Source organism: Sphingomonas sp. 1F27F7B (assembly GCF_005503355.1).
Classification (GTDB): Bacteria; Pseudomonadota; Alphaproteobacteria; order Sphingomonadales; family Sphingomonadaceae; genus Sphingomonas.
In genome coordinates, this window is the sequence record NZ_SCMK01000007.1 from 87,040 (window position 1) to 107,741 (window position 20,702).

Annotated in this window: 15 protein-coding genes; 4 read left to right on the forward strand and 11 right to left on the reverse strand. The window is 68.2% G+C overall.

Annotated features, from left to right (window positions below):
* Positions 1-48: 48 nt before the first annotated feature.
* Entirely contained in the window at positions 49-2,100 is a 2,052-nt protein-coding gene (locus FFS08_RS08695; protein WP_137862924.1) for an NAD(+) synthase, read from the forward strand.
* 344 nt (positions 2,101-2,444) lie between these two features.
* Complete coding sequence (locus tag FFS08_RS08700) at positions 2,445-4,664, forward strand: beta-glucosidase (RefSeq protein ID WP_137862925.1); 2,220 nt, start codon at positions 2,445-2,447, stop codon at positions 4,662-4,664.
* A gap of 60 nt (positions 4,665-4,724) precedes the next feature.
* Here FFS08_RS08700 and FFS08_RS08705 read toward each other — a convergent pair whose 3' ends face one another.
* From FFS08_RS08705 to FFS08_RS08735, 7 genes are all read right to left on the reverse strand, one after another.
* Positions 4,725-5,747: an oxidoreductase gene (locus tag FFS08_RS08705; RefSeq protein ID WP_137862926.1), complete on the reverse strand. Its 1,023-nt coding sequence runs from the start codon at positions 5,745-5,747 to the stop codon at positions 4,725-4,727.
* A gap of 102 nt (positions 5,748-5,849) precedes the next feature.
* Positions 5,850-7,193, reverse strand: coding sequence for a Gfo/Idh/MocA family protein (locus FFS08_RS08710; RefSeq protein WP_137862927.1), 1,344 nt, complete (start codon positions 7,191-7,193; stop codon positions 5,850-5,852).
* A gap of 19 nt (positions 7,194-7,212) precedes the next feature.
* Entirely contained in the window at positions 7,213-8,358 is a 1,146-nt protein-coding gene (locus FFS08_RS08715) for a Gfo/Idh/MocA family protein (protein WP_249341095.1), read from the reverse strand.
* 32 nt (positions 8,359-8,390) lie between these two features.
* Complete coding sequence (locus FFS08_RS08720; RefSeq protein WP_137862929.1) at positions 8,391-8,834, reverse strand: cupin domain-containing protein; 444 nt, start codon at positions 8,832-8,834, stop codon at positions 8,391-8,393.
* A gap of 77 nt (positions 8,835-8,911) precedes the next feature.
* Complete coding sequence (locus tag FFS08_RS08725; protein ID WP_137862930.1) at positions 8,912-10,861, reverse strand: glycoside hydrolase family 97 protein; 1,950 nt, start codon at positions 10,859-10,861, stop codon at positions 8,912-8,914.
* A complete protein-coding gene (locus FFS08_RS08730; RefSeq protein ID WP_137862931.1) occupies positions 10,858-11,580 on the reverse strand; it encodes a GDSL-type esterase/lipase family protein in 723 nt (240 codons plus the stop codon). Before FFS08_RS08730 ends, FFS08_RS08725 begins: the two co-directional genes overlap by 4 nt.
* Before the next feature lie 250 nt (positions 11,581-11,830).
* Complete coding sequence (locus FFS08_RS08735; RefSeq protein WP_249341096.1) at positions 11,831-13,177, reverse strand: MFS transporter; 1,347 nt, start codon at positions 13,175-13,177, stop codon at positions 11,831-11,833.
* Positions 13,178-13,401: 224 nt separating this feature from the next.
* Here FFS08_RS08735 and FFS08_RS08740 point away from each other — a divergent pair, with 224 nt between their 5' ends.
* Both FFS08_RS08740 and FFS08_RS08745 read left to right on the forward strand, forming a co-directional pair.
* Entirely contained in the window at positions 13,402-14,880 is a 1,479-nt protein-coding gene (locus FFS08_RS08740; RefSeq protein ID WP_137863018.1) for a L,D-transpeptidase family protein, read from the forward strand.
* Between the two features lie 20 nt (positions 14,881-14,900).
* The gene (locus FFS08_RS08745; protein WP_137862933.1) at positions 14,901-15,203 is read left to right on the forward strand and encodes a hypothetical protein; all 303 of its coding nucleotides are present in this window, start codon (positions 14,901-14,903) and stop codon (positions 15,201-15,203) included.
* A 40-nt stretch (positions 15,204-15,243) separates the two neighbouring features.
* On the opposite strand, the gene FFS08_RS08750 is transcribed toward FFS08_RS08745, so the two are convergent.
* The 4 genes from FFS08_RS08750 to FFS08_RS08765 are packed head-to-tail and all read right to left on the reverse strand — an operon-like array spanning position 15,244 to position 20,612.
* Positions 15,244-16,449 carry an MFS transporter gene (locus tag FFS08_RS08750; RefSeq protein WP_171012538.1) on the reverse strand — a complete coding sequence of 402 codons (1,206 nt, stop codon included), beginning with the start codon at positions 16,447-16,449 and terminating at the stop codon, positions 15,244-15,246.
* Between the two features lie 34 nt (positions 16,450-16,483).
* Positions 16,484-17,539, reverse strand: coding sequence for a LacI family DNA-binding transcriptional regulator (locus FFS08_RS08755; protein WP_137862935.1), 1,056 nt, complete (start codon positions 17,537-17,539; stop codon positions 16,484-16,486).
* A complete protein-coding gene (locus FFS08_RS08760; RefSeq protein WP_137862936.1) occupies positions 17,539-19,080 on the reverse strand; it encodes a tryptophan halogenase family protein in 1,542 nt (513 codons plus the stop codon). The genes FFS08_RS08755 and FFS08_RS08760 overlap by 1 nt, the downstream gene beginning before the upstream one ends.
* Positions 19,077-20,612, reverse strand: a complete 1,536-nt coding sequence (locus FFS08_RS08765) for a tryptophan halogenase family protein (RefSeq protein WP_249341097.1) — start codon at positions 20,610-20,612, stop codon at positions 19,077-19,079. The genes FFS08_RS08760 and FFS08_RS08765 overlap by 4 nt, the downstream gene beginning before the upstream one ends.
* Positions 20,613-20,702 lie beyond the last annotated feature (90 nt).

Consider the following 20,702-nt stretch of genomic DNA (forward strand, 5'->3'; position numbering starts at 1 on the left):
CTAGGTGTGTGGCGTGATCGAAACATAACCGGTTGCAAGACGGAGACGATGAGCCAGTCCCACCCCTTTTATTCGATCCACCGCCAGGGAATGATCCGCGCGGGGGTGTGCACGCCGATCACGACGGTGGGCGATCCGGCACGGAATGCCGAAGCGACGATCGCGCTGGCGCGGCAGGGCGACGAAATGGGCGCCGACCTGCTCGTCTATCCCGAGCTCAACGTCACCTCCTACGCGATCGACGACCTGCATCTTCAGGACACGATCTGCGCGGCGACCGAGGCGGGGATCACAGCGATCGTCGCGGCCAGCGCGACGCTGAAGCCGGTCCTGCTCGTCGGCGCCGCGCTCCGGCGCAACGGGCGGCTCTACAATTGCGCCGTCGCCATATCGCGCGGGCGGATCCTCGGCGTGGTGCCCAAGAGCTACCTGCCCAACTACCGCGAATATTACGAGAAGCGCTGGTTCGCGCTCGGCGCGGGCCTGGCGGGGCTCGAAATCGAGCTGGCCGGGCAGACCGTGCCCTTCGGCACCGACCTGATCTTCGCGGCCGAGGAACTGCCCGACTTCGTCTTCCATGCCGAGATCTGCGAGGATTATTGGGCGCCCCTCCCCCCTTCTACCGAGGCGGCGCTGGCCGGGGCGCTGGTGCTGTGCAACCTCTCCGCCTCGAACATCGTGGTGGGCAAGGCGCGCGAGCGGGCGATGCTGTGCGCGGCGCAATCGGCACGCGCGGTGGCGGCCTATGTCTATTCCGCCTCCGGCCCCGGCGAGAGCACCACCGACCTCGCCTGGGACGGCCAGGGCATGATCCACGAGCTGGGCGAGCTGATCGCCACGACCGAGCGCTTCGAGCTGACCACCGAGCTGGTGTGCGCCGACATCGACTTGGAGCGGCTGCGGCTCGAGCGGATGCGGATGGGCACCTTCAACGATTGCGCCGCCGCGAACGGCGATCCGGAGAAGCGCTTCCGCCGCATCGGCTTCCAGCACCGGCCGGACCATGCCGACGAGGGGCTGCTGCGGAAGCTGCGCCGCTTCCCCTTCGTGCCCAACACGCCCTCGAAGCTCGAAGAGGATTGCTACGAAGCGTTCAACATTCAGGTGGAGGGGCTGCGCAAGCGGCTGGAGGCCACCGGCGCCAAGCACATCGTCATCGGCGTGTCGGGCGGGCTCGATTCCACTCATGCGCTGATCGTCGCCGCCAAGGCGATGGACCGGCTCGGCCGCCCGCGCACCGATATCCTCGGCTTCACCATGCCCGGCTTCGCGACCGGCGCGGGGACCAAGGCCAATGCCTGGGCGCTGATGGACGCGCTGGGCGTGACCGGCGAGGAGATCGACATCCGGCCGGCGGCGCGGACGATGCTGGAGGGCATCGGCCACCCCTTCGCCAAGGGCGAGCCCGTCTATGACGTGACTTTCGAGAACGTCCAGGCGGGGCTGCGCACCGACTATCTGTTCCGGCTGGCCAACCAGCGCCACGGCTTCGTGCTCGGCACCGGCGACCTCAGCGAACTGGCGCTGGGCTGGTGCACCTATGGCGTGGGCGACCATATGAGCCACTACGGCGTCAATGCCGGGGTGCCCAAGACGCTGATCCAGTATCTGATCCGCTGGACCGTGCAGACCGGCCAGTTCACCGGCGAGGCGGCGCGGGTGCTGACCAGCATCCTGGATACCGAGATCTCGCCCGAACTCGTGCCCGCCGACGCGGACGGGAAGATGCAGAGCACGCAGGACCGGATCGGCCCCTATGAGCTGCACGACTTCTTCCTCCACTACACGATCCGGCACGGCCTGCGCCCCTCCAAGATCGCCTTTCTCGCGTGGCACGCCTGGAAGGATGCGGCGGCGGGGCAATGGCCGATCGGCTTTCCGGAGGATGACCGCCACCAATATGACCTGGCGACGATCGCCCGGTGGCTGGAGGAGTTCCTGTTCCGCTTCTTCCAGACCAGCCAGTTCAAGCGATCGGCATTGCCCAACGGGCCCAAGGTCTCGGCAGGCGGCGCGGTGAGCCCGCGCGGCGACTGGCGGGCGCCGTCGGACGGGGTGGCGCGGCCGTGGATCGAGGAACTGAAGGCAAATTTGCCTTAGGTCGAGGACTCGAACAAGTATCCGATTTTCCTCCGTCATCCCTGCGCTCTCTTTCGTCATCCCCGCGAAAGCGGGGATCCAGGGCCAGGCGCGGAACGAATGTGGCGGGCCCTATCCTCGCCGGATGGCATTGCGCGGTGGCGCCGATATCCCGCATTTCCCTGGATCCCCGCCTGCGCGGGGACGACGGGGTTCGCTAAATGAGTCCTCGGCCTGGGTTTCCGGGTCATCGTCGCCTCCGTCTCGTCCGGAAAGGCCATAGCCATCTCGGTGATAGCGTTACCAGCGCTTGACCTGTATATCCTTCCCGACAACGCTGACAAAAAGTAGCGGGAGAGGGAATCATGCACGTCCGCCGTCACGCCTTCACGACGCCGTTGATCGCACTGGGCGTTGCTCTCGCCTGCGCGGCCCCCGCCGCCGCGCAGGAGCAGGCCCGCCCCTGGATGAACGCCAGCCTCTCGCCCGATGCGCGCGTGAAGGCAGTGCTCTCCGAGATGAGCGAGGACGAGAAGCTGACGCTCGTCTTCGGCTATTTCGGCACCGATTTCACGCCGAAGAACGGCTATAAGGCTCCCGCGGAAGCGCGGCAGGGCTCGGCCGGCTATGTGCCGGGCATCCCCAGGCTCGGCATCCCGCCCCAGTGGCAGACCGATGCCGGCATCGGCGTGGCCACCCAGGGCGGCGCGGCGCGGAAGCGCGGGCGGACCGCCCTGCCCTCCGGCCTCGCCACTGCCGCGAGCTGGGACGTCGACCTCGCCCATGCCGGTGGCGCGATGATCGGCGCGGAGGCGCGCGCATCGGGCTTCAACGTGATGCTCGCCGGCGGCGTCAACCTGATGCGTGAACCCCGCAACGGCCGGAACTTCGAATATGGCGGCGAGGATCCGCTGCTCGCCGGCACGATGGTGGGCGCGCAGATCGCCGGCATCCAGTCGAACCACATCGTCTCCACCGTGAAACATTATGCGATCAACGACCAGGAAACCGATCGCGACACCGGCAATTCGATCATCGACCAGGGCGCGGCGCGGACCAGCGACCTGCTCGCCTTCCAGATCGCGATCGAGAAGGGCGATCCCGGCTCGGTGATGTGCGCCTATAATCGCGTGAACGGCATCCATGCCTGCGAGCACCCCTGGCTGCTCACCGACGTGCTGCGCCGCGACTGGGGCTATAGGGGCTATGTGATGTCGGACTGGGGCGCGACGCACTCCACCGCGCCGGCCGCCAATGCCGGGCTCGATCAGGATTCGGGCTTCCCGTTCGACAAGGAGCCCTATTTCGGCGCGCCGCTGAAGGCCGCAGTGGCGAAGGGCGAAGTCCCGGCAGCACGGCTCGACGCGATGGCGGGGGCGATCCTGCACGCGATGTTTGCCAACGGGCTGTTCGAGAAGCCGATCGCCGACGCACCGATTGACCTGTCCCCCGCGATGCTCGCCGACCATGCCGAGGTGACCCGCCGGGACGCAGAAGGCGGCGCGGTGCTGCTCCGGAACAAGGACGCGCTCCTGCCGCTCTCGCCGGCGACGAAGAAGATCGCCGTGATCGGCGGGCATGCCGACAAGGGCGTGCTGGCGGGCAGCGGCTCGTCGCTGGTCTATCCGGTGGGCGGCAATGCCGTGCCCGGCCTGAAGCCGACGGCGTGGCCGGGGCCGGTGATGTATTATCCCGACGCGCCGCTCGCGGCGATCAGGGCGCAGGCGCCGAACGCCGAGCTGGTGTTCGCCGATGGCGGCAATGCCGGCGCCGCAGCGAAGCTGGCCAGGGATGCGGACGTCGCGATCGTCTTCGCCACGCAATGGGCGGGCGAGGCGTTCGACGTGTCGCTCTCGCTCGAGGACGGCCAGGACAAGCTGATCGCAGCGGTAGCCAAGGCCAATCCGCGCACCGTGGTGGTGCTGGAGACCGGCGGACCGGTGCTGACGCCGTGGCGCGACCAGGTCGCCGCCATCCTCGCCGCCTGGTATCCAGGCACACAGGGCGGCAGCGCGATCGCCAACCTGCTGTTCGGCAAGGCAAACCCCTCGGGGCGCCTGCCCGTCAGCTTCCCGGCGAGCCTCGACCAGCTGGCCAAGCCCGCCGCGCCCAACAAGGGCGATACCAGCTATGGCGAAGGCGCCGCGGTCGGCTACAAATGGTATGACGCCAAGGGGCTGACGCCGGCCTTCGCCTTCGGGCACGGGCTCAGCTATACCGAGTTCGCCTATTCGGAGCTTCGCGCGCGCGCCGATGGCGGAACGGTCTCGGCCAGCTTGACCGTGCGCAACATCGGCAAGGCGAAGGGCAAGGCAGTGCCCCAGCTCTATGTCGCCGGCCCGGGCTGGGAAGCGCCGAAACGGCTGGCTGCGTTCGACAAGCTCGAACTGGCACCGGGCGAGGCGAAGCAGGTTTCGCTCAAGGTCGATCCGCGCCTGCTCGCGACCTGGGACGCGGCGAGCAGCAGCTGGAAGATCGCGGGCGGGACGGTGCAGGTGATGCTGGGCACTTCGGCGAAGGACATCGTCGCGACCGTGCCGGTGACGCTCGAGGCGCGGACAATCGCAGTGGGGTGGCGGCCCTGATTTCCTTCACTCGTCATCGCCGCCTTCGCGGGGATGACGAGGATTGAAGTACCGGTTTCGCTAGACGCTGAGCTGCCGCCCCTCCCGCGCGCTTTCCCGCGCCATTTCCATGATGCGCAGCCCCAGCACCGCGTCCTCGCCGCTGACCGGCACGGGCGCTCCCTCGGCGATCGCTCTTGCGATGCCGGCGTAGAAACCGCGATAGTCGCCGGTTTCGGTCGGTACGATCTCGCTGCTGCCGTCGGCATGTGTGAGCCTGCCATGGAACTGCGGTTCCTCGTCGCCCACCCCCGGGTCGGAATAGCGCGCGCCATCCTTCACCCGCGGCTCCTGCGGGTCGAGCCCGTGCTTGGCGAAATCCGCCCTGGTGCCGTGCAGCCAGAAGCGCGGGCGCGGCGTGACGAACAAGCGGCCGGCGGAGAGCGTCACGCGGCGCCGGCCGTGGAACAGGGTGATCTCGAAATAATCGTCGGTGCGCCCGCCTTCGCGCTGGACGGCGATGTCGGCCTGGAGCGCCTCCGGCGTGCCGAACAGCTGGAGCGCCTGGTCGATCAGATGCGGGCCGAGATCGGCAAGGATGCCGGCGCCGGCCTCGGGATCTTCCTTCCAGGCCTGGGCCAGCGCCGGGCGAAACCGGTCCCAGCGCAATTCGGCCAGCATGACCTCGCCGAGCGCGCCGCCGTCCAGCAGCTTGCGGACGGTCAGGAAATCGCCATCCCAGCGGCGATTGTGGAAGGCGCTGACCAGCAGGCCCCTTGCCTTGGCAAGCGCGACCAGCGCCTCGCCATCGGCGAGGCTGGTGGCGAAGGGCTTGTCGATCACGACATGCTTGCCCGCCTCCAGCGCACGGCGTGCGAGCGGGGCATGGGTGTCGTTGGGGGTGGTGATCACGACGAGCCGGATGTCCGGATCGGCAAGCACCGCATCGGGCGTGGTGACGGGCACATCGGGATGGCGCTCGCGCACCATATCGGCGCGCGACGTGGCGATGGCGGCGAGCTCCAGCTCGGGCACGGCAGCCACCAGCGGCACATGGAAGGCCATGCCGCCCAGGCCATAGCCGATCACTCCGGTGCGGATCATGCGACGCTCCCTCAAACTGCCTCTGCCGCCGCCCTAGGCCAGCGCAGCGCCAAGAAAAAGCGTGATCCCGGCAGCGAAGCCGGGATCACGGAAGGGGACCCCTCAGATCGCGTATTTCGCTCGCTGCGGCCGGCTCAGCATCGCATTGGCGGCATCGTCACCGACGAACCGCTCGGCCGCGGGGTCCCATTTCAGGCGCCGGCCGGTCTTCATCGCGATATGGTGGAGCAGGCAGGTCGAGCAGGCACGGTGGCCGATCTCGGCGGGCGCGCTGACCGGCGCGCCCTTCAGGATCGCGTCGAGCCAGTTCCGATGCTGCTCGGGCGCCTTGTAGAGCCGGACCTCGTTCGGGCCGATCACGCTGTCGAGTATCCCGGGATCGCTCGCCGCCAGCGGCACGTCGGCTGGCTTCGAGGGGTCGGACGAGGAGACCGCGCCGGTGCGCTGGACGAACACCCAGCCCTTGTCGCCGATGAACTTCACGCCATTGGGCAGCGCGCCCGAGATCGTCATCGTCACGCCATTGGCATAGCGGGCATGCGTCTCGAACGGGCCATGCACGTTCCATAGCCCGGATTTGGGGAATTCGGCGCTGCCCCAGATCTCGACCGGGCCGCTATGCTCCATGTCCATGCCCCAATGGGCGATGTCGACGTGATGCGCGCCCCAGCCGGTGATCATGCCGGCGCCGAACTGCTCCATGCGGAGCCAGCCGGGCCGATCCTCGAAGCTGTTCTGCGGGTGGACGCGAGTCTCGGTGTAATAGACTTCGGGCGTGGTCCCCAGCCAGGCGTCGTAATCGAGGTTGGACGGGATCGGCATCGGCGGCGCTTCCGGACCGGAGGGATCGCCCGGCAGGCCGATCTCGACATGCTTCAGCGTGCCGATCCGGCCGTTGCGGACCAGCTCGCAGGCGCGGTGGAATTGCGGCCAGGGCTCGGCCCCGCGCTGCTGCGAGCCGATCTGGAGGATCCGGCCCGACTTCGCGACTTCGTCCGCCATCCGCCGCCCCTCGGCGATGGTGAGCGAGGCGGGCTTCTGGAGATAGACGTGCTTGCCCGCCCGCACCGCATGCACGGCAAGCGGCGCGTGCTGGTGGTCGGGGGTGGAGATCAGCACCGCGTCGATGTCCTTCGCGGCGAGCAGCTCGCGATAATCGGCATGGCCGCGCGTGCCGGAATAGCTTCTGCCGGTGCTGGCGGCATAGCGATCGTCGACCAGCTGCATGCCGGCGCCGAGCCGCCTGGCATCGAGATCGCACACCGCGACGATCTGGGCGTCGGCATGTTTGTGGATCTCCTTCATGTCGTGGACACGGCTGATCCGCCCCGCCCCGATCGCGCCGATGGTCACGCGGTTCGACGGCGCATTCCGGCCGAATACGCTGGAGGGCACGATCATCGGTGCGGCGATGACCCCCAATGTCTGGCGCCTGGAAAGCCGCATGCCCCTCTCCTTCCCTCGTTCAGGCCGAAACCGGCCGCGTGGCGTTCTTCTGTGCGGTGAGCACCAGTTCGGCGGCGAGCAGCGCCTGTTCCTGGTCCTGCGCGACGCTGCTGCGCTCGACGACATCGGCGATGAACTGCGGGCCGAAGGGGAGATGGACCTTTGAACAGTCCATGTAGCGCACGCCCTGCCGGTCGCAGATCAGCAGATGGTTGCCGCCGGGCCGCCCGGCGATGTCGACGTATTTGCGCAGCTCGATATAGCCCTTGGTGCCGAGGATGAAGAGCCGGCCGTCACCCCAGGTCGGCAGCCCCTCGGGCGTGAACCAGTCGACGCGGACATAGCCGGTGCCGCCGTCGCCGGTGAGCATCATGTCGCCGAAATCCTCGAAGCCCGGCTTGTCGGGATAGTTCAGGTTACCGGTCTGCGCGGCGACCACATGCGCGGTCTTCGAGCCCGTGTAGAACAGGAACTGGTCGGCCTGGTGGCTGCCGATGTCGGTGAGGATGCCGCCATAGCGCGCCTTGTCCCAGAACCAGTCCGGCCGGCCCGAACCGACGCGGTGGGGCGCGAGGTTCACCGTCTGGATCACCTTGCCGATCTGCCCCTGCCTCACCAGCTCGCCCGCCTGGACCGCGGCGCGCACCTCGAGCCGCTCGGAATACATGATCGCGAACTTGCGCTTCGTCTCGGCGATCGTGCGGCGGACCTCGGCGAGCTGGTCTAGGCTGGTGATCGCGGGCTTGTCGCCCAGATAGTCCTTGCCCGCGCGCATCGCCCGGATGCCGAGCGGCGCGCGCAGATCGGGGATCGGGGCGCCGGCGATCAGCTCGATCGACTTGTCGCCGAGGATCTCGTCCTCGCTGCGCGCCAGCTTCACGGCATTGCCGTAGCGCTTGCGGAAGGTCTCGACCTGCTTCGGATCGGCGGCGAAGAAGGCCTTGAGCATCCCGCCGCCACGGATCATCGCGTCGGTCATCGAATAGATATGCGCATGGTCGAGGCCGATCACGCCGAAGCCGACCTTGTGCCGCACTCCCGGCTCGGGGCCGATGGGCGCCGCATTCTCGGACGGGGCGTTGCCCGAGCTCTGCGACTGGGCCAGAACCTCGGGCGGCAGCATCGCGGCGATGCCCGCGATGCCAAGGATCGAACGACGGTCCATATTATCGAGGCTCCCTGTCATTGTGCCGGCCGTCACCGGGTCGGCGTGGCGGCGGTCTTCCAGTTGATGACGTGATAGGTGGCCGGCGTGTCGCCGACGTTGCGCAGCGCATGCGGCGCGTTGGACGCGTTGAAGATCACCGAGCCGGGCCCGAGCCGCTCCCATTTTCCGCCCGAGAGCGTCTCGACGATGCCCTTGTCGATGATCACCAGTTCCTCGTTCGGATGCTGGTGCGGCGGATGCGAGGACAGGCCCGGGTTGAGCGTGGTCACGTGCATCTCGAGCTCGGCCAGCGTCGCGGTGGGCTGGCGGACGAGATTGCGAAGCTCGCCGACATCGGTCTTCTGCACGGCCAGCCGGTTCCAGTCCCACACCGTCGGCCCGAGCAGCTCGTGCCCCCGGGCGAGCGCGCTGGCACCCCAGCCGAGCAGCACCGCGCCCGCCGCGACGGCCAGATCCCTTTGCGTGATTCGCATCACCACTCTCCTCGTCCGCGCGATCGGTCGCCGCGCCGGATGAAGAATGCTATCCGCAATTGTCCGAGTTTTGAACCCTATTTTTCGAACACCGCGGCGGCTCCGCCATGCGCGGCGAGATCGAGCGTTAGCGCCTCCCCCTCGGCTACGCGTTTCTCGGTGAAGATCGGGGCGTCGGGCTTGCCGCCATCGGCCCACAACCGCATCGCCGCACCGCGCCTGCCGAGGAAATCGAGCGGCACGGTGACCTTGCGCGCAGTCTCGCTGTTCAGCGCGCCGAGGAACCAGCGCGTCCCCTTGCGCCGGGCAAGAACGATATACTCCCCGGTCTCGCCGGCCAGGTAGCGCGTCTCGTCCCAGCTCGCCGGCACTGCCTTGATGAAATCGAAGCCGGCGGGGCTGGCGGCATAGGTGTCCGGACTGTCCGACACCGCCGCGACCGGCGACAGGAAGGCGACGTACAGTGCAAGGCCATGCGCGCGAGTCGTCTGGACGAAGGGCAGGTCGCCGCGGATGCGGAACGCCTCGGGCGTCACGTTGCGGAAGCCGCCCGGCGTATAGTCCATCGGGCCGATCAGGCCGCGGGTAAAGGCCAGCATGACGTTGTGGCGCGAAGTCACCCGGCGCGACCATTTGTTGTATTCGGCTCCCATGACGCCTTCCTGCGTCATGAAATTGGGCCAGGTGCGCGCGAGCCCGCGCGGGGGAAAGGCGCCGTGGAAGTCGACCATCAGATGGTGGCGCGCGGCGGCCGCCAGCGTGCGCGTGTACCAGTTGACCATCCACTGGTCGTCACGGTCCATGAAATCGACCTTGATCCCGGCGATGCCGAGCTTCTCATATTCGGCGAGCGCGTCTTCCTGCTGCTCGTCCAGCGCCTGCCAGTGCATCCAGAGCCAGAGGCGGACTTTCCGCGACTTGGCATAGTCGACCACTTCGCGCAGGTTGAGCGCGTCGGTCCATTTGGTGATGTCGACGCCCGGGCGGCGTACCCCGCCCCCGCCTGCCCCCGCATACCAGCCCTCGTCGATCATCGTGTAGGGCAGCCCATTGTCGGCGGCGAAGTCGATCAGCGCCTTGGCGACCGCCGTGGTGCTGCGCTGGCCGGGCAGCGCCGCGATCACCGGGCCGCTCCACCAGTCCCAGCTGGTCAGGCCCGGCCGGATCCAGTGCACATCCTCGATCCGGCTCGGGCTGGAGAGGTTGAGGACCAGCGTGGATTCGTTGAGCTTGCCGAGCTGATCGGCGAGCATCACCACGCGCCACGGCGTCACGATCGGGCTGCCGATCCGGGTGTGCACGGCGATGCGATAATCGTCGAGCGAAGGCGAGAGCTTGACCTGCAGCCCGGGTCCGCCATCGCCGCGGCCGGTGAGGTACATGCCGGCAAAGTCGAGCAGGTCCGCCTCGGTCAGCGCGAAGGCGGCCTTGCCGGTCTCGCAGGCAAAGGGCAGGCTGAACAGGTTATGGTCACGCAGGCGCGGCACGTCGACGGGATCGAACTCGCCTTCATGGCTGGAGCCGAACTTGCCGACATTGAAGCCCCAGCATTTATAGGTCGGCGGAAAGTAGAAGCCGGTGCGCTCGTAGCGGATGATCGCCGCCGCCGTCTGTGGCTGGACGGGCACGACGGTGCGGAAGGCGACGCCGTCGTCATAGGCGCGCAGCACCACGTCCATCCTGCGCTTCGCCCCGCCCTTCTCCTGGAAATGCACGGTGAGCTGGTTGTAATGGTCGCGCCCCTCGGCCGCATTGCCGGCGACGATCGGATAGCGGGCATCGGCGCCGGCGGTCTCGGAGCCGGTGATCGTCAGGCCATAGCCGAGCGTATCGGCATCGAGATCGAGCAGGATCGGTGACGGCGCCAGCACCAGGCTGCCGCCGCGCGACACGGCATAGACCGGCGTGCCCGAGCCGTTCAGCTGGAGCGAGATGCGGTTGCTGCCGTCGGGCGATGCCGCGGTGAGGACTTGCGCGGCGGCCGGCGCCGCGACGAGCAGCGCCAGCGCCGCAAGCACCGCCCTCACGCCTTGTGCGCCTTCAGCACCGGGGCGAGCACGCTCTCCATCGCGGCGAAGCCCTGCGCGGTCGGATGGACGCCGTCAAAGGCCATGCCGGGCTTCATCGCTCCGGTTTCGGTCGCGAGCACGCCGGTATAGTCGATGAAGGCGGCGCGGGCGCGACGGGCGTAGTTTTGCAGGAACAGGTTGATCGACCGGATCGGCTCGACCGGGTTCACCCCGGGCCGCCAGGGGAAGCGATCCGCCGGCGGCACCGCGCCCAGCAGCACCGCAATGCCGTGCACCTGGGCGAGCTCGGTCATCGCCTGGAGATTGTCGCAGCTCTGCTGGACCGTCATCTTGCCGGTATTGCCGGCAATGTCGTTGGTCCCCGCCATGATGTGAACCAGGCGCGGGCGCAGCCGGATCACGTCCGCCATCATGCGCAGCACCATCTGCGGCGTGGTCTGCCCGCCGATGCCGCGGCCGATGCGGCCCGCGGTGAAGAAATCGGGCCGGCCGTTTCTCCAGATCTGGGTGATCGAATCGCCCATGAAGACGATGTCGACCTTCCGGCCCGAGGCGATCAGCTTCTCGTTGTCGGCGGCATAATGGCCGAGCCAGGGCCAGTCTTCCCTGAGCTGGCGCTGGCGCTTCTCGTCCCCGCTGCTTTCCTGCATCTTCGCGGCGCAGGCGGTGGGAACGAGCAAGGTTCCGGCAAGGAACCCACGGCGGACCATCGACATCAAGGCGCCTCCAGCAGCGGACGGATGCCGCCGACACTAGCGCCCGGCCCTTCCCGGCGAAAGCGCCCCGAAGCGGACCGGATCTTTCGCAACAAAAGCCCGCAAGTTCCCGTGGACAGGGCCGTTTAAGGGATCGGCCCGGCATTGTGCGCGGATGACGGGACCGCGTCGGACGGCGTTACGCGCACCAGTTCGTTCCTTGCCGCCGGAGGGGGAGACCCCGGGGTCCGGCGGCAAGCGAACGATCTGCTCAGTGCACCGACGCCGCCTCGCCCTCGGCCCTGATCACCGGCGCACGGCCGGCGGCGATCGCGAAGAAGCACAGTGCGGCATAGCAAGCCGCCGGCAGGATCAGCGCAAAGGCATAGCCATGGGCGCCCGAGAGCAGGCCGACCAGCAGCGGCAGCACCGCACCGCCGACGATGGCGGTGCAGAGCAGGCCCGAAGTCGCCTCCGCGCTCGCCGTGGAACGCTCGAGCGTTAGCGTGAAGATCACCGGGAACATGATCGAGTTGAACAAGCCGATCGCCAGCGCGACGAAGCCGGCGGTGACACCGCCCACCGCGAAGACGTAGAGGCACATCGCGGCGGCGATCGCCGTGAACAGCGCGAGCAGCCGGTGCGCACGCACCACCGTCAACAGGCCCGAGCCGAGGAAGCGGCCGACCATCGCGCCACCCCAGTAGAAGGCGACGGCCTTGCCCGCTTCCTGGAGCGAGACGCCGTGCACGCCGTCGCTGCCCATCAGATAGCCTAGCACCGGCACGCCGAACGCCGCGTCGGACTGGCCCCAGATCGCGTTCGAATTGAGGAACAGCGCCATCTGGGTGCCGATCGCGACTTCGGCGCCGACATAGAGGAAGATGGCGAGCGCGCCGAGCAGCGCCCATTTGGAAGTGAACGCATCGGTGACGAGCGCCGTGAAGCCATGCTGCGGGCCGGTTGCCGGCGGCGCGGCATCGGTGACGACGCGGCGGCTGAGATAGAAGAACACCGCCAGCGCGGCGATCAGGCCGCAGATCCAGAAATAGGCCGAATCGATGCCGGCCAGCGCCTGGGCGCGGATCTCCGGCGTGACGACCGTACCTTCCTTGACCTCGACGCCCTTCAGGAACAGGTGCGCGCCGAGCAGCGGGCCAAGAAACGTGCCGAACGAGTTGAAGGTCTGGCTGAGCACCAGGCGGAAATGGCTGCCGCTGGGGCTGCCGAGCGCCGCGGCGAGCGGATTGGCCGCCACCTGCAGCACGGTGATGCCACTCGCCAGCGCGAACAGCCCGAGCAACACCAGCCAGTAATTGGCGATGTTCGCCGCAGCGAGCATGATCAGGCAGCCCGCGATCATCGTGACAAGCGCGGCAAGGATCGACGGCACCGCCTTAAAGCGGCTGACCAAGACGGCGGCGGGAAGCGAGACCACGAAATAGGCGAAGAAGAACGCGAAGGCGCTCGCCTGGGCCTGGAAATCGGTGAGCGTGAAGATGCCCTTCACCGCCGCGACCAGCGGGTCCACCAGCGAGGTGATGAAGCCCCAGGCAAAGAACAAGGTGGTGACGGCGGCGAAGGCCAGCGTAGTCTGCGTGGAACGTGCGGATGCCAAGATATCTCTCCCCTGCGGACGTCGCCCGCTTCTTCCCCCGGCGGGCATTTCCCGGAAATTGGTCCGACAACGTTGCCAATGTCAAGGCACGTCGTCGCATCGTGTAAATTCGACGCTCGCCACGTGCGCCCGGTTTGGCTTAATAGCAGGCGGCGATTCAGGTCGCCCGGCCTCAGGGCGGCCGCGAAGGAGATTTGCGAGTGACCAATGTGTTTTCGGGCCGGATGGCCCGCCGGGCCGCATGGACTGCGGTGCTTGCCGGAATCGCGGCGCCCGTCGCCGCGCAACAGGTCGCTCCCGCGCCGCAGAGCACGCCAACCCCCACGCTCCAGGCGGTACCCGTGCCGCCGTTCGTCCCCAACCCACCGGTGCCGCTGCCGGTGCTGACGCCGGCCCAGACGGCCGAGCTCGCGCCGCTGCTCAACGAGGCCGGCTTCGCCCAGGGCCTGCGCCGGGTCGGCGATCCGGCCCCCGGCTTCAAGGACAGCGAGGCGCTGGTCCGCGCCGCGCTCGATTATGCCCGCGCGGTGCATTCGGGCCGCCTGGCCGAGAGCGATTTCGATCCGAACTGGGGCCTGCGCCCGGCTGCCTACGACCCCCTGCCCGCCTTTGCCGATGCCGTGAAGCAGAACCGGGTCGGCGCCTGGCTGCGCGACCTGCCGCCGCCCTGGGCCGGCTATGACACGCTGCAAAAGGGCCTCGCCACCTATCGCAAGATCGTGGCGTCCGGCGGCTGGCAGAAGCTCGCCGCGGGGCCGGACCTTGCGGTGGGTGCGAGCGGCCCGCGCGTCGCGGCGCTGCGCAAGCGGCTGGCGATCGAGGATCCGCAGGCGATCGCCACCGGCGACAAGTTCGATGCCGAGCTGAAGGACAGCGTGGTCCGCGCCCAGCGCCGCTACGGGCTCAACCCCACCGGCGTGGTCTCCAGCGGCACGCTCGCCGCGCTCAACGTGCCGGCGCAGGACCGGGTCGGCCAGATCATGGCGAACATGGAGCGCTGGCGCTGGCTGCCGAGCGAGCTGCCCGCCAAGCGCATCCAGGTGAACATCGCCGCCGCGGTGCTCACCGTGTTCGAAGGCGATGCCCCGATCGCATCGATGAAGGCAGTCACCGGCCGTCCCGGCAACGAGACGCCGATGCTCCAGTCGAAGATCCACTCGATCGTGCTCAATCCGCCGTGGAACGTGCCCACCAGCATCGCCGCCAAGGAACTGTGGCCGAAGGGCGAAGCGGCGCTGAAGGCGCAGGGCTACAAGATCATCGGCACCGGCGCGAACCGGCGCCTGCAGCAGCAGCCGGGACCGAAGAGCGCGCTCGGCCGCTACAAGTTCGACTTCCCGAACAATTATGCCGTGTATCTGCACGACACGCCGTCGCAATCGACCTTCGCCAGCTTCAGCCGGCTCGCGTCGCACGGTTGCGTGCGGCTGGAGAAGCCGGGTCCGCTGGCGCAGCTGCTGCTGCGCAACGATCCGAACTGGCAGCCCGACCAGATCAATGCCGCGCTTGCCAAGGGCGATACGCTGCGCGTGAACCTGCAGGACCAGGACCAAGTCTCGGTCTATCTGCTCTACTGGACCGCCTTCGCCAATGCGAACGGCACGATGAACTTCCGCGGCGATCCCTATGGCTGGGACAAGGATCTCGCAGCAAAGATCGAGAAACGCTCCGCGATTACGGCTGCCGCCGTTTCCGCACGTTGAGAAAAGGGGAAATAACCGAAATGAAGACCCGCACCATCGCATTGATCGCCGTCGCCGGCCTGGCGCTCGCCGCCTGCTCGGGCAGCAAGCCGGAGGACACGAGCGCGAACGAGACCATCGTCGCGAACATCGGTGAGCCCGAGACCCTTACCAACGTCACGATCGACCAGCCGGTCGAGACGCCGGCGGTGACCAACGTCGCCCACACCCCGCCGCCGGTCGCCGATCTCTCGCCCGACGCGCAGACTCAGGACGACGCCGACGCGACGGGCATGACCGCCAAGGTCGACCGCAATTCGAGCGCGGGCGAACCGGCGCACTGACAGCCGGCTCCTCCCCCTCCGGGGGGAGGAGCTTCCCCGCCTAGTCCTGGGTCCGGATGCAGAGCGACACCGCGCCGCCGGCCAGGGTACCGCCCGCGAGGATCAGCAGCCAGATCATGTAGCCGGTCTTCTCCGGCGCCAGCGCCAGCGCCAGGAGCGGCGCGACCATCGCCGGCAGCGTATTGGTGAGGTTGAGGATGCCCAGGTCGCGGCCGCGATGCCCCGGATTGGGCAGCAGCTGCATCGCGATCGCCGAATGGATCGCCAGGAACACGCTGAGCCCCGACAGCGCCAGCGCATGCCCCGCCGCCGCCACGCCCCAGCTCTTCGCGAACGCCATGACGCTCAGCCCCGCCGCCATCCCCAGCGCCCCCGCCGCGAGGAAGGGCTTGCGCCGCATGATCCCATCGGAGAAACGTCCCGCCAGCACCGTCAGCAGCACTGCGACGATGGTGGAACCGGTCATGGTCGCAACGATCGGATTGGCCTCCACGCTGGTCTTGCTGATGTCCTCGCGATCGAGCACCGACAGGAAATAATAGAAACCATAGGTGGACAGGCCGTTGCCCGCGACCTGGAACAGGATGCGCGAGGCCCAGGCGAGCAGGAAATCGAAGCGGCGGAGCTCGCGCTGCGGCGCGGGCGGCGGTGGCGGCACGGCGGCGCCTTCGCGCGCCAGCAACAGGAACGGCGTTGTGAGCGCGACGAACAACAGGCAGAGCAGCGCATAGCGCGTCGCGTCGCCGCCCAGCCCCGGCAAGGTGATCAGCACCGCCGCCATCGCCCCGATCGGATGGGAGACGCCGGTGAGACCGGCGACCATCCCCTTCTGCGCATCGGGTATCTCGTCCGCCATCACTGCGGCGATCGGAGCGAACATCATGTTGACGCCGATCTGGATACAGGCGACGGCGAGCAGCAGGCTCACCGGATCGGCGGCGACCAGCAACAGGCCATAGGAAGCGCTGAGCACCCCCAGCCCCACCGTCACCCAGGGCCGGCGAGTGCCGCGCAGCCGCCGCGTGCGGTCGCTCAGCGCGCCGAACACGATATTGGCGATGCTCGCCACCGCCGCGCCGCCCAGCGCGCCGGCGCTGAGGAGTTGCACCGCATGGCCGCCCCCGGCCTGCGCCGCCTTCAACGGCAGCAGCACCATGACGAACGGCATGAAGCTGACGAACACGCCCGCATAGGCCAGCGCATAGAGCAGGATGAAGCCGCGGCCGGGCGAGACGAAACGTCGCATGGGCGGCGGAGCATCGCCGCCGGCCGGAGCCAAGTCAACGCCGCGGCGGCGCGGTCGAGGCACGGACGACGAAATCGAAGGGCAGCAGGAAGCGGCCATTGCCGGGAGCGCTGCCGCGCGTCTTGCTCTCGATCAGCAGCTCGGCCGCCTTGGCCGTCATCGCCGCGATCGGCTGGCGGATCGCCGTGAGCGCCGGCACGCTCATCCGCACCGTCGGCGTATCGTCGAAGCTGACCACCGAGAGATCGCCCGGAACCGACAGGCCGAGCGGCCCGGCGGCATGGAGCACGCCCAGCGCCATCTCGTCGCTGCTCGCGAGCACCGCCGTCGGCGGCGATGCCAGCGCGGCGAGCGTATTGAGCGCCGCGATGCCGGCCTCATAGGTGAAGTCGCCGGGCTGGAGATAGGCGGGATCCACGGTCAGCCCGCGCGCCTCGATCGCGCCGGTGAAGCCGCGCAGGCGATCCGGGCTCATCGCATATTCGGGATGGCCCTGGACATAGGCGATGCGCGTGTGGCCGAGATCGAGCAGATGCTCGGTCGCGCGGCGTGCAGCCGCCTCGTCGTCCATGTACACCGCAAAGCCCTTGCCCTCGCGGTGCGAGCCCAGCCGTGCGAAGATAAGGCCGCCCTGGTGGAGGAGATCGGTGATCCGGTCGTCCTCGCTGTGCGGCGGCGTCAGGATCACGCCGTCCGGGTGGAGCGCCGAGAGCGCCGCCTGCACCTGCGCCTCGAGCGCGTCCGAATGCGAATCCACCAGTTCGAACAACATGCGATAGCCATGCTCGGCGCATTTGAGCATGCCGCCATAGAGCATCTGGTCGACCCAGTCGTTGCCGCGCCGCGACTGCCAGCCCTCGAGCGTCGGCCGCTCGTCGTTGAAGGCGAGGATCAGATAGGAGCGCGAGCCCCCCAGCCGCCGCGCGGCGAGGCTGGGGACATAGCCGAGCTTGTCGATCGCCGCCCGGACGCGGGCCTGCACCGGCGCCGTGACGTTGGGGCCCTTGTTGATGACGCGGCTCACGGTCTGCAGCGAGACTCCCGCCTCCGCCGCCACGTCCTTGATCGTGATCGCGCGCTTCTTCTGCATCAGGCCCCGGCCATGGCGGGACGTGCGAGATCGACCCTTTCGGCGCGGCAATGCGCATCGATGAACTGCTGCTGGGTCGGCAGCTGGCCCACAAAGCCGGCGAGTTGCTCCCGCGCCCTGTCGAGCCCCGCATAGAGCATCGCCTCGTCGATCCGGTCGACGAGCGGATGATAGGTGCGCGGGCGAATGCCCATGCCCTCCAGCACCGAGAACCAGCTGACCGAGCGGAACAGCTCGTCGAGACCCTCGCGAAGCGTGCCGTTGGTGCGGAACAGCTCCACCCGTTCCTTCAGGCTGTCCGGCCATTCCATGTCGCGGCACTTGCGCCAGAACGGCGTGTCGTCGCGCGCGGTGGTGCAATAATGGAGCACGATGAAGTCGCGGATCTCGGTATAGTCCGCCGCCATGCGGCGGTTATACTCGTCCGCCAGCGCCGGATCGCAATGGCGATCAGGCAGGAAGCGGAAGAAATAGTCCATGCCGCGATAGATCAGGTGGATCGCAGTCGATTCCAGCGGCTCGATGAAGCCGGAGGACAGGCCGATCGCCAGTACGTTGCGGTGCCAGATCCGCTGGCGCACGCCGGTCTTGAACGGCACCACCATCGGCCCGGCGACCACTTCGCCCTCGACCTTCTCCAACAGGATCCGCGTCGCCTCGTCGTCGTCCATGAACTCGGAGGAATAGACATGGCCGTTGCCGGTGCGGTGCTGGAGCGGGATGCGCCAGCGCCAGCCGGCGTCCTGCGCCTCGGCGAGCGTATAGGGCCGCGGCGGGCCGACATTCTCGGTCTGCGCGGCAATGGCGCGGTCGCAGAACAGATAGTCCGACCAGTCGGTATAGCCGCTGCCCAGCGCCTTCTCGATCAGCAGCGCGCGGAAGCCCGAGCAATCGATGAAGAAGTCGGCGCCGATCGTCCGCCCATCCTTGAGCGTCAGCGTCGAGACGAAGCCGCGATCGTCGAGCGCGACGTCGGTGACGATGCCCTCGGTGCGCTTCACGCCCCGCGCCTCGGCATGGCCGCGCAGGAACTGGGCGACGCGCCTGGCATCGACGTGCAGCGCATAGGAAGCGCCGGCGATCGGCGTGCCGCGCGCCTTGAACGGCAGCATGAACTTGCCGGCATGCGCCATCACCGTCGCCGGCGCGAAATCCTGGAGCGGGAAATCATGCCCGGCCAGCACGGCCTTGCGCCAGCATTGGTAGAAGTCGCTCAGCTCCACGCGCTGGCCGACCTCGCCGAAGGGGTGGAAATAGCTCTCGCCCGTGCGATGCCAGTCCTTGAACTCGATGCCGAGCTTGAAGCTGGCCTGGACCTGGCGGACGAAGTCCTGCTCGTTGATGTCGAGCTTGGCGATCAGTTCCATGAAGGGCGGGATCGTGCTCTCCCCCACGCCGATCGTGCCGATGTCGTCGCTCTCGACCAGCTCGATCTCGAACAGCCGGCCCTTCATGTGATGCGCCATCACCGCGGCGGCGATCCAGCCGGCGGTGCCGCCGCCGACGATGCAGACCTTACGGAGCGCGTCCGGATTGTTCATGCGGGAGTCCTCATGGGCTCGGCGGCGGCGTCCACCGTCGCGAGGAATTCGGAATGGGTGGGCGTGTCCGCCACGGTGCGGGCGATGGCGGCGCGCATCTGCTCCAGCGCGCGGGCGAGCTCGGCCGGATCGACCGCGGCGACACCGGGATCGATCCGCTCGGGCAGATGCTCGAACCCGCCATAGATGGCCAGCCAGGATGCGGGCGAGAACATCTCCCAGCGATAGCGCAGGAAGGCGCCCCGCGCGCGCCAAAGCTCGAGCTTGGCGGAGAGACTGTCGGGCAGCGTCATCTCGCGGCAGGCCTGCCAGAACGGGCCGTCGCGCGTGCTCAGACGGTAATGGAGGAGGATGAAGTCGCGGACGCGCTCCATCTCCTCGGCGGACTGGGCATTGTACTCGGCGGTCACTGCCGGATCGAAGCCCTTGTCCGGGAAGAGCTGCTTCAGCCGCTCGATGCCCGTCTCGATCAGCGCGATGCTGGTCGATTCAAGCGGCTCCAGAAAGCCCGAGGCAAGACCGAGCGCCACGCAGTTCCGCGCCCAGGCGACCTCGCGGCGGCCCGGCGTGAAGCGCAGGCGGCGCGGCTCCGTCAGCGGTTTGCCGGGGATGTCGGCGAGCAGTTCCGCCCGCGCTTCCTCGTCGCTCTGGAAATCGCTCGAGAAGACGATGCCATTGCCTTCGCGGCTGCGCAGCGGGATGCGCCATTGCCAGCCGGCGGCGCGCGCGGTGACGGTGGTGCAGCTGGGCGGCTCCCCCGCCCGCTCGCTCTGCACCGCGAAGGCGCCGTCGCAGAGCAGCCAGTGCGACCAGTCCCGATAGCCGGTGCCCAATGCCTCGCCGATCAGCAGGCCGCGGAAGCCCGAACAGTCGATGAACAGGTCGCCCGCAACCTGCTCCCCGCTGTCGAGCGTGACGGACTCGATGAGGCCGGTCTCGCCGTGCAGCGACACATCGGTGATCTTCGCGTCGATCCGCCGCACGCCGATCCGCTCGGCATGCGCACGCATGTGCGCGGCGAAGCGCGCGGCGTCGAAATGCAGCGCCCAGTCGAACACCGAGAGCTGGCTCGGCGGATTGGGCACCGGTACGCTGGCATGGCCTTCGCGCGCGAGCATCGCGCCCAGCGAATATTGCTCCAGCGGCGCCGCCTGACCCGCCTTGCGCGCGCTTTGCCAATAATGGTGGAAATCGATCCCGCGCAGATCCTGCCCGAAGCGGCCGAAGGGATGGACGAAGCTGGTGCCCGGCTTCCAGTCGACGAAGCGGATGCCGAGCTTGGCGGTGGCCTCGCAGGCCTGCATCACCTCGGCATCGGTCATGCCGAGCGCGGCGTAGAAGCGCCGGATGGTGGGGATCGTCGCCTCGCCGACGCCGATCGTCCCGATCTCCGAGCTCTCGATCAGGGTGATCCGCGTGCCCGTGCCCGCAAGATAGCTGCCCAGCGCAGCCGCCGCCATCCACCCGGCGGTGCCCCCGCCGACGATGACGACACGCTCGATCGCGCCGCTGGCCATGCCCCCATGCTTCATCGTGTCATTCTGATCGTCCCGGCCTCGGGTCCGCAAGCGAAACCGCGCCGATCCTGCTCCCGAAGAAAAATGAGCCGGCGGCCTGGGAAG

Bases quoted from the DNA above. Each gene is read 5' to 3' on its own strand.
- FFS08_RS08695 (WP_137862924.1), top strand. From the start codon at position 49: ATGAGCCAGTCCCACCCCTTTTATTCGATCCACCGCCAGGGAATGATC.
- FFS08_RS08700 (WP_137862925.1), top strand. From the start codon at position 2,445: ATGCACGTCCGCCGTCACGCCTTCACGACGCCGTTGATCGCACTGGGC.
- FFS08_RS08705 (WP_137862926.1), bottom strand. From the start codon at position 5,747: ATGATCCGCACCGGAGTGATCGGCTATGGCCTGGGCGGCATGGCCTTC.
- FFS08_RS08710 (WP_137862927.1), bottom strand. From the start codon at position 7,193: ATGCGGCTTTCCAGGCGCCAGACATTGGGGGTCATCGCCGCACCGATG.
- FFS08_RS08715 (WP_249341095.1), bottom strand. From the start codon at position 8,358: ATGGACCGTCGTTCGATCCTTGGCATCGCGGGCATCGCCGCGATGCTG.
- FFS08_RS08720 (WP_137862929.1), bottom strand. From the start codon at position 8,834: ATGCGAATCACGCAAAGGGATCTGGCCGTCGCGGCGGGCGCGGTGCTG.
- FFS08_RS08730 (WP_137862931.1), bottom strand. From the start codon at position 11,580: ATGTCGATGGTCCGCCGTGGGTTCCTTGCCGGAACCTTGCTCGTTCCC.
- FFS08_RS08740 (WP_137863018.1), top strand. From the start codon at position 13,402: ATGGCCCGCCGGGCCGCATGGACTGCGGTGCTTGCCGGAATCGCGGCG.
- FFS08_RS08745 (WP_137862933.1), top strand. From the start codon at position 14,901: ATGAAGACCCGCACCATCGCATTGATCGCCGTCGCCGGCCTGGCGCTC.
- FFS08_RS08750 (WP_171012538.1), bottom strand. From the start codon at position 16,449: ATGCGACGTTTCGTCTCGCCCGGCCGCGGCTTCATCCTGCTCTATGCG.
- FFS08_RS08755 (WP_137862935.1), bottom strand. From the start codon at position 17,539: ATGCAGAAGAAGCGCGCGATCACGATCAAGGACGTGGCGGCGGAGGCG.
- FFS08_RS08760 (WP_137862936.1), bottom strand. From the start codon at position 19,080: ATGAACAATCCGGACGCGCTCCGTAAGGTCTGCATCGTCGGCGGCGGC.
- FFS08_RS08765 (WP_249341097.1), bottom strand. From the start codon at position 20,612: ATGAAGCATGGGGGCATGGCCAGCGGCGCGATCGAGCGTGTCGTCATC.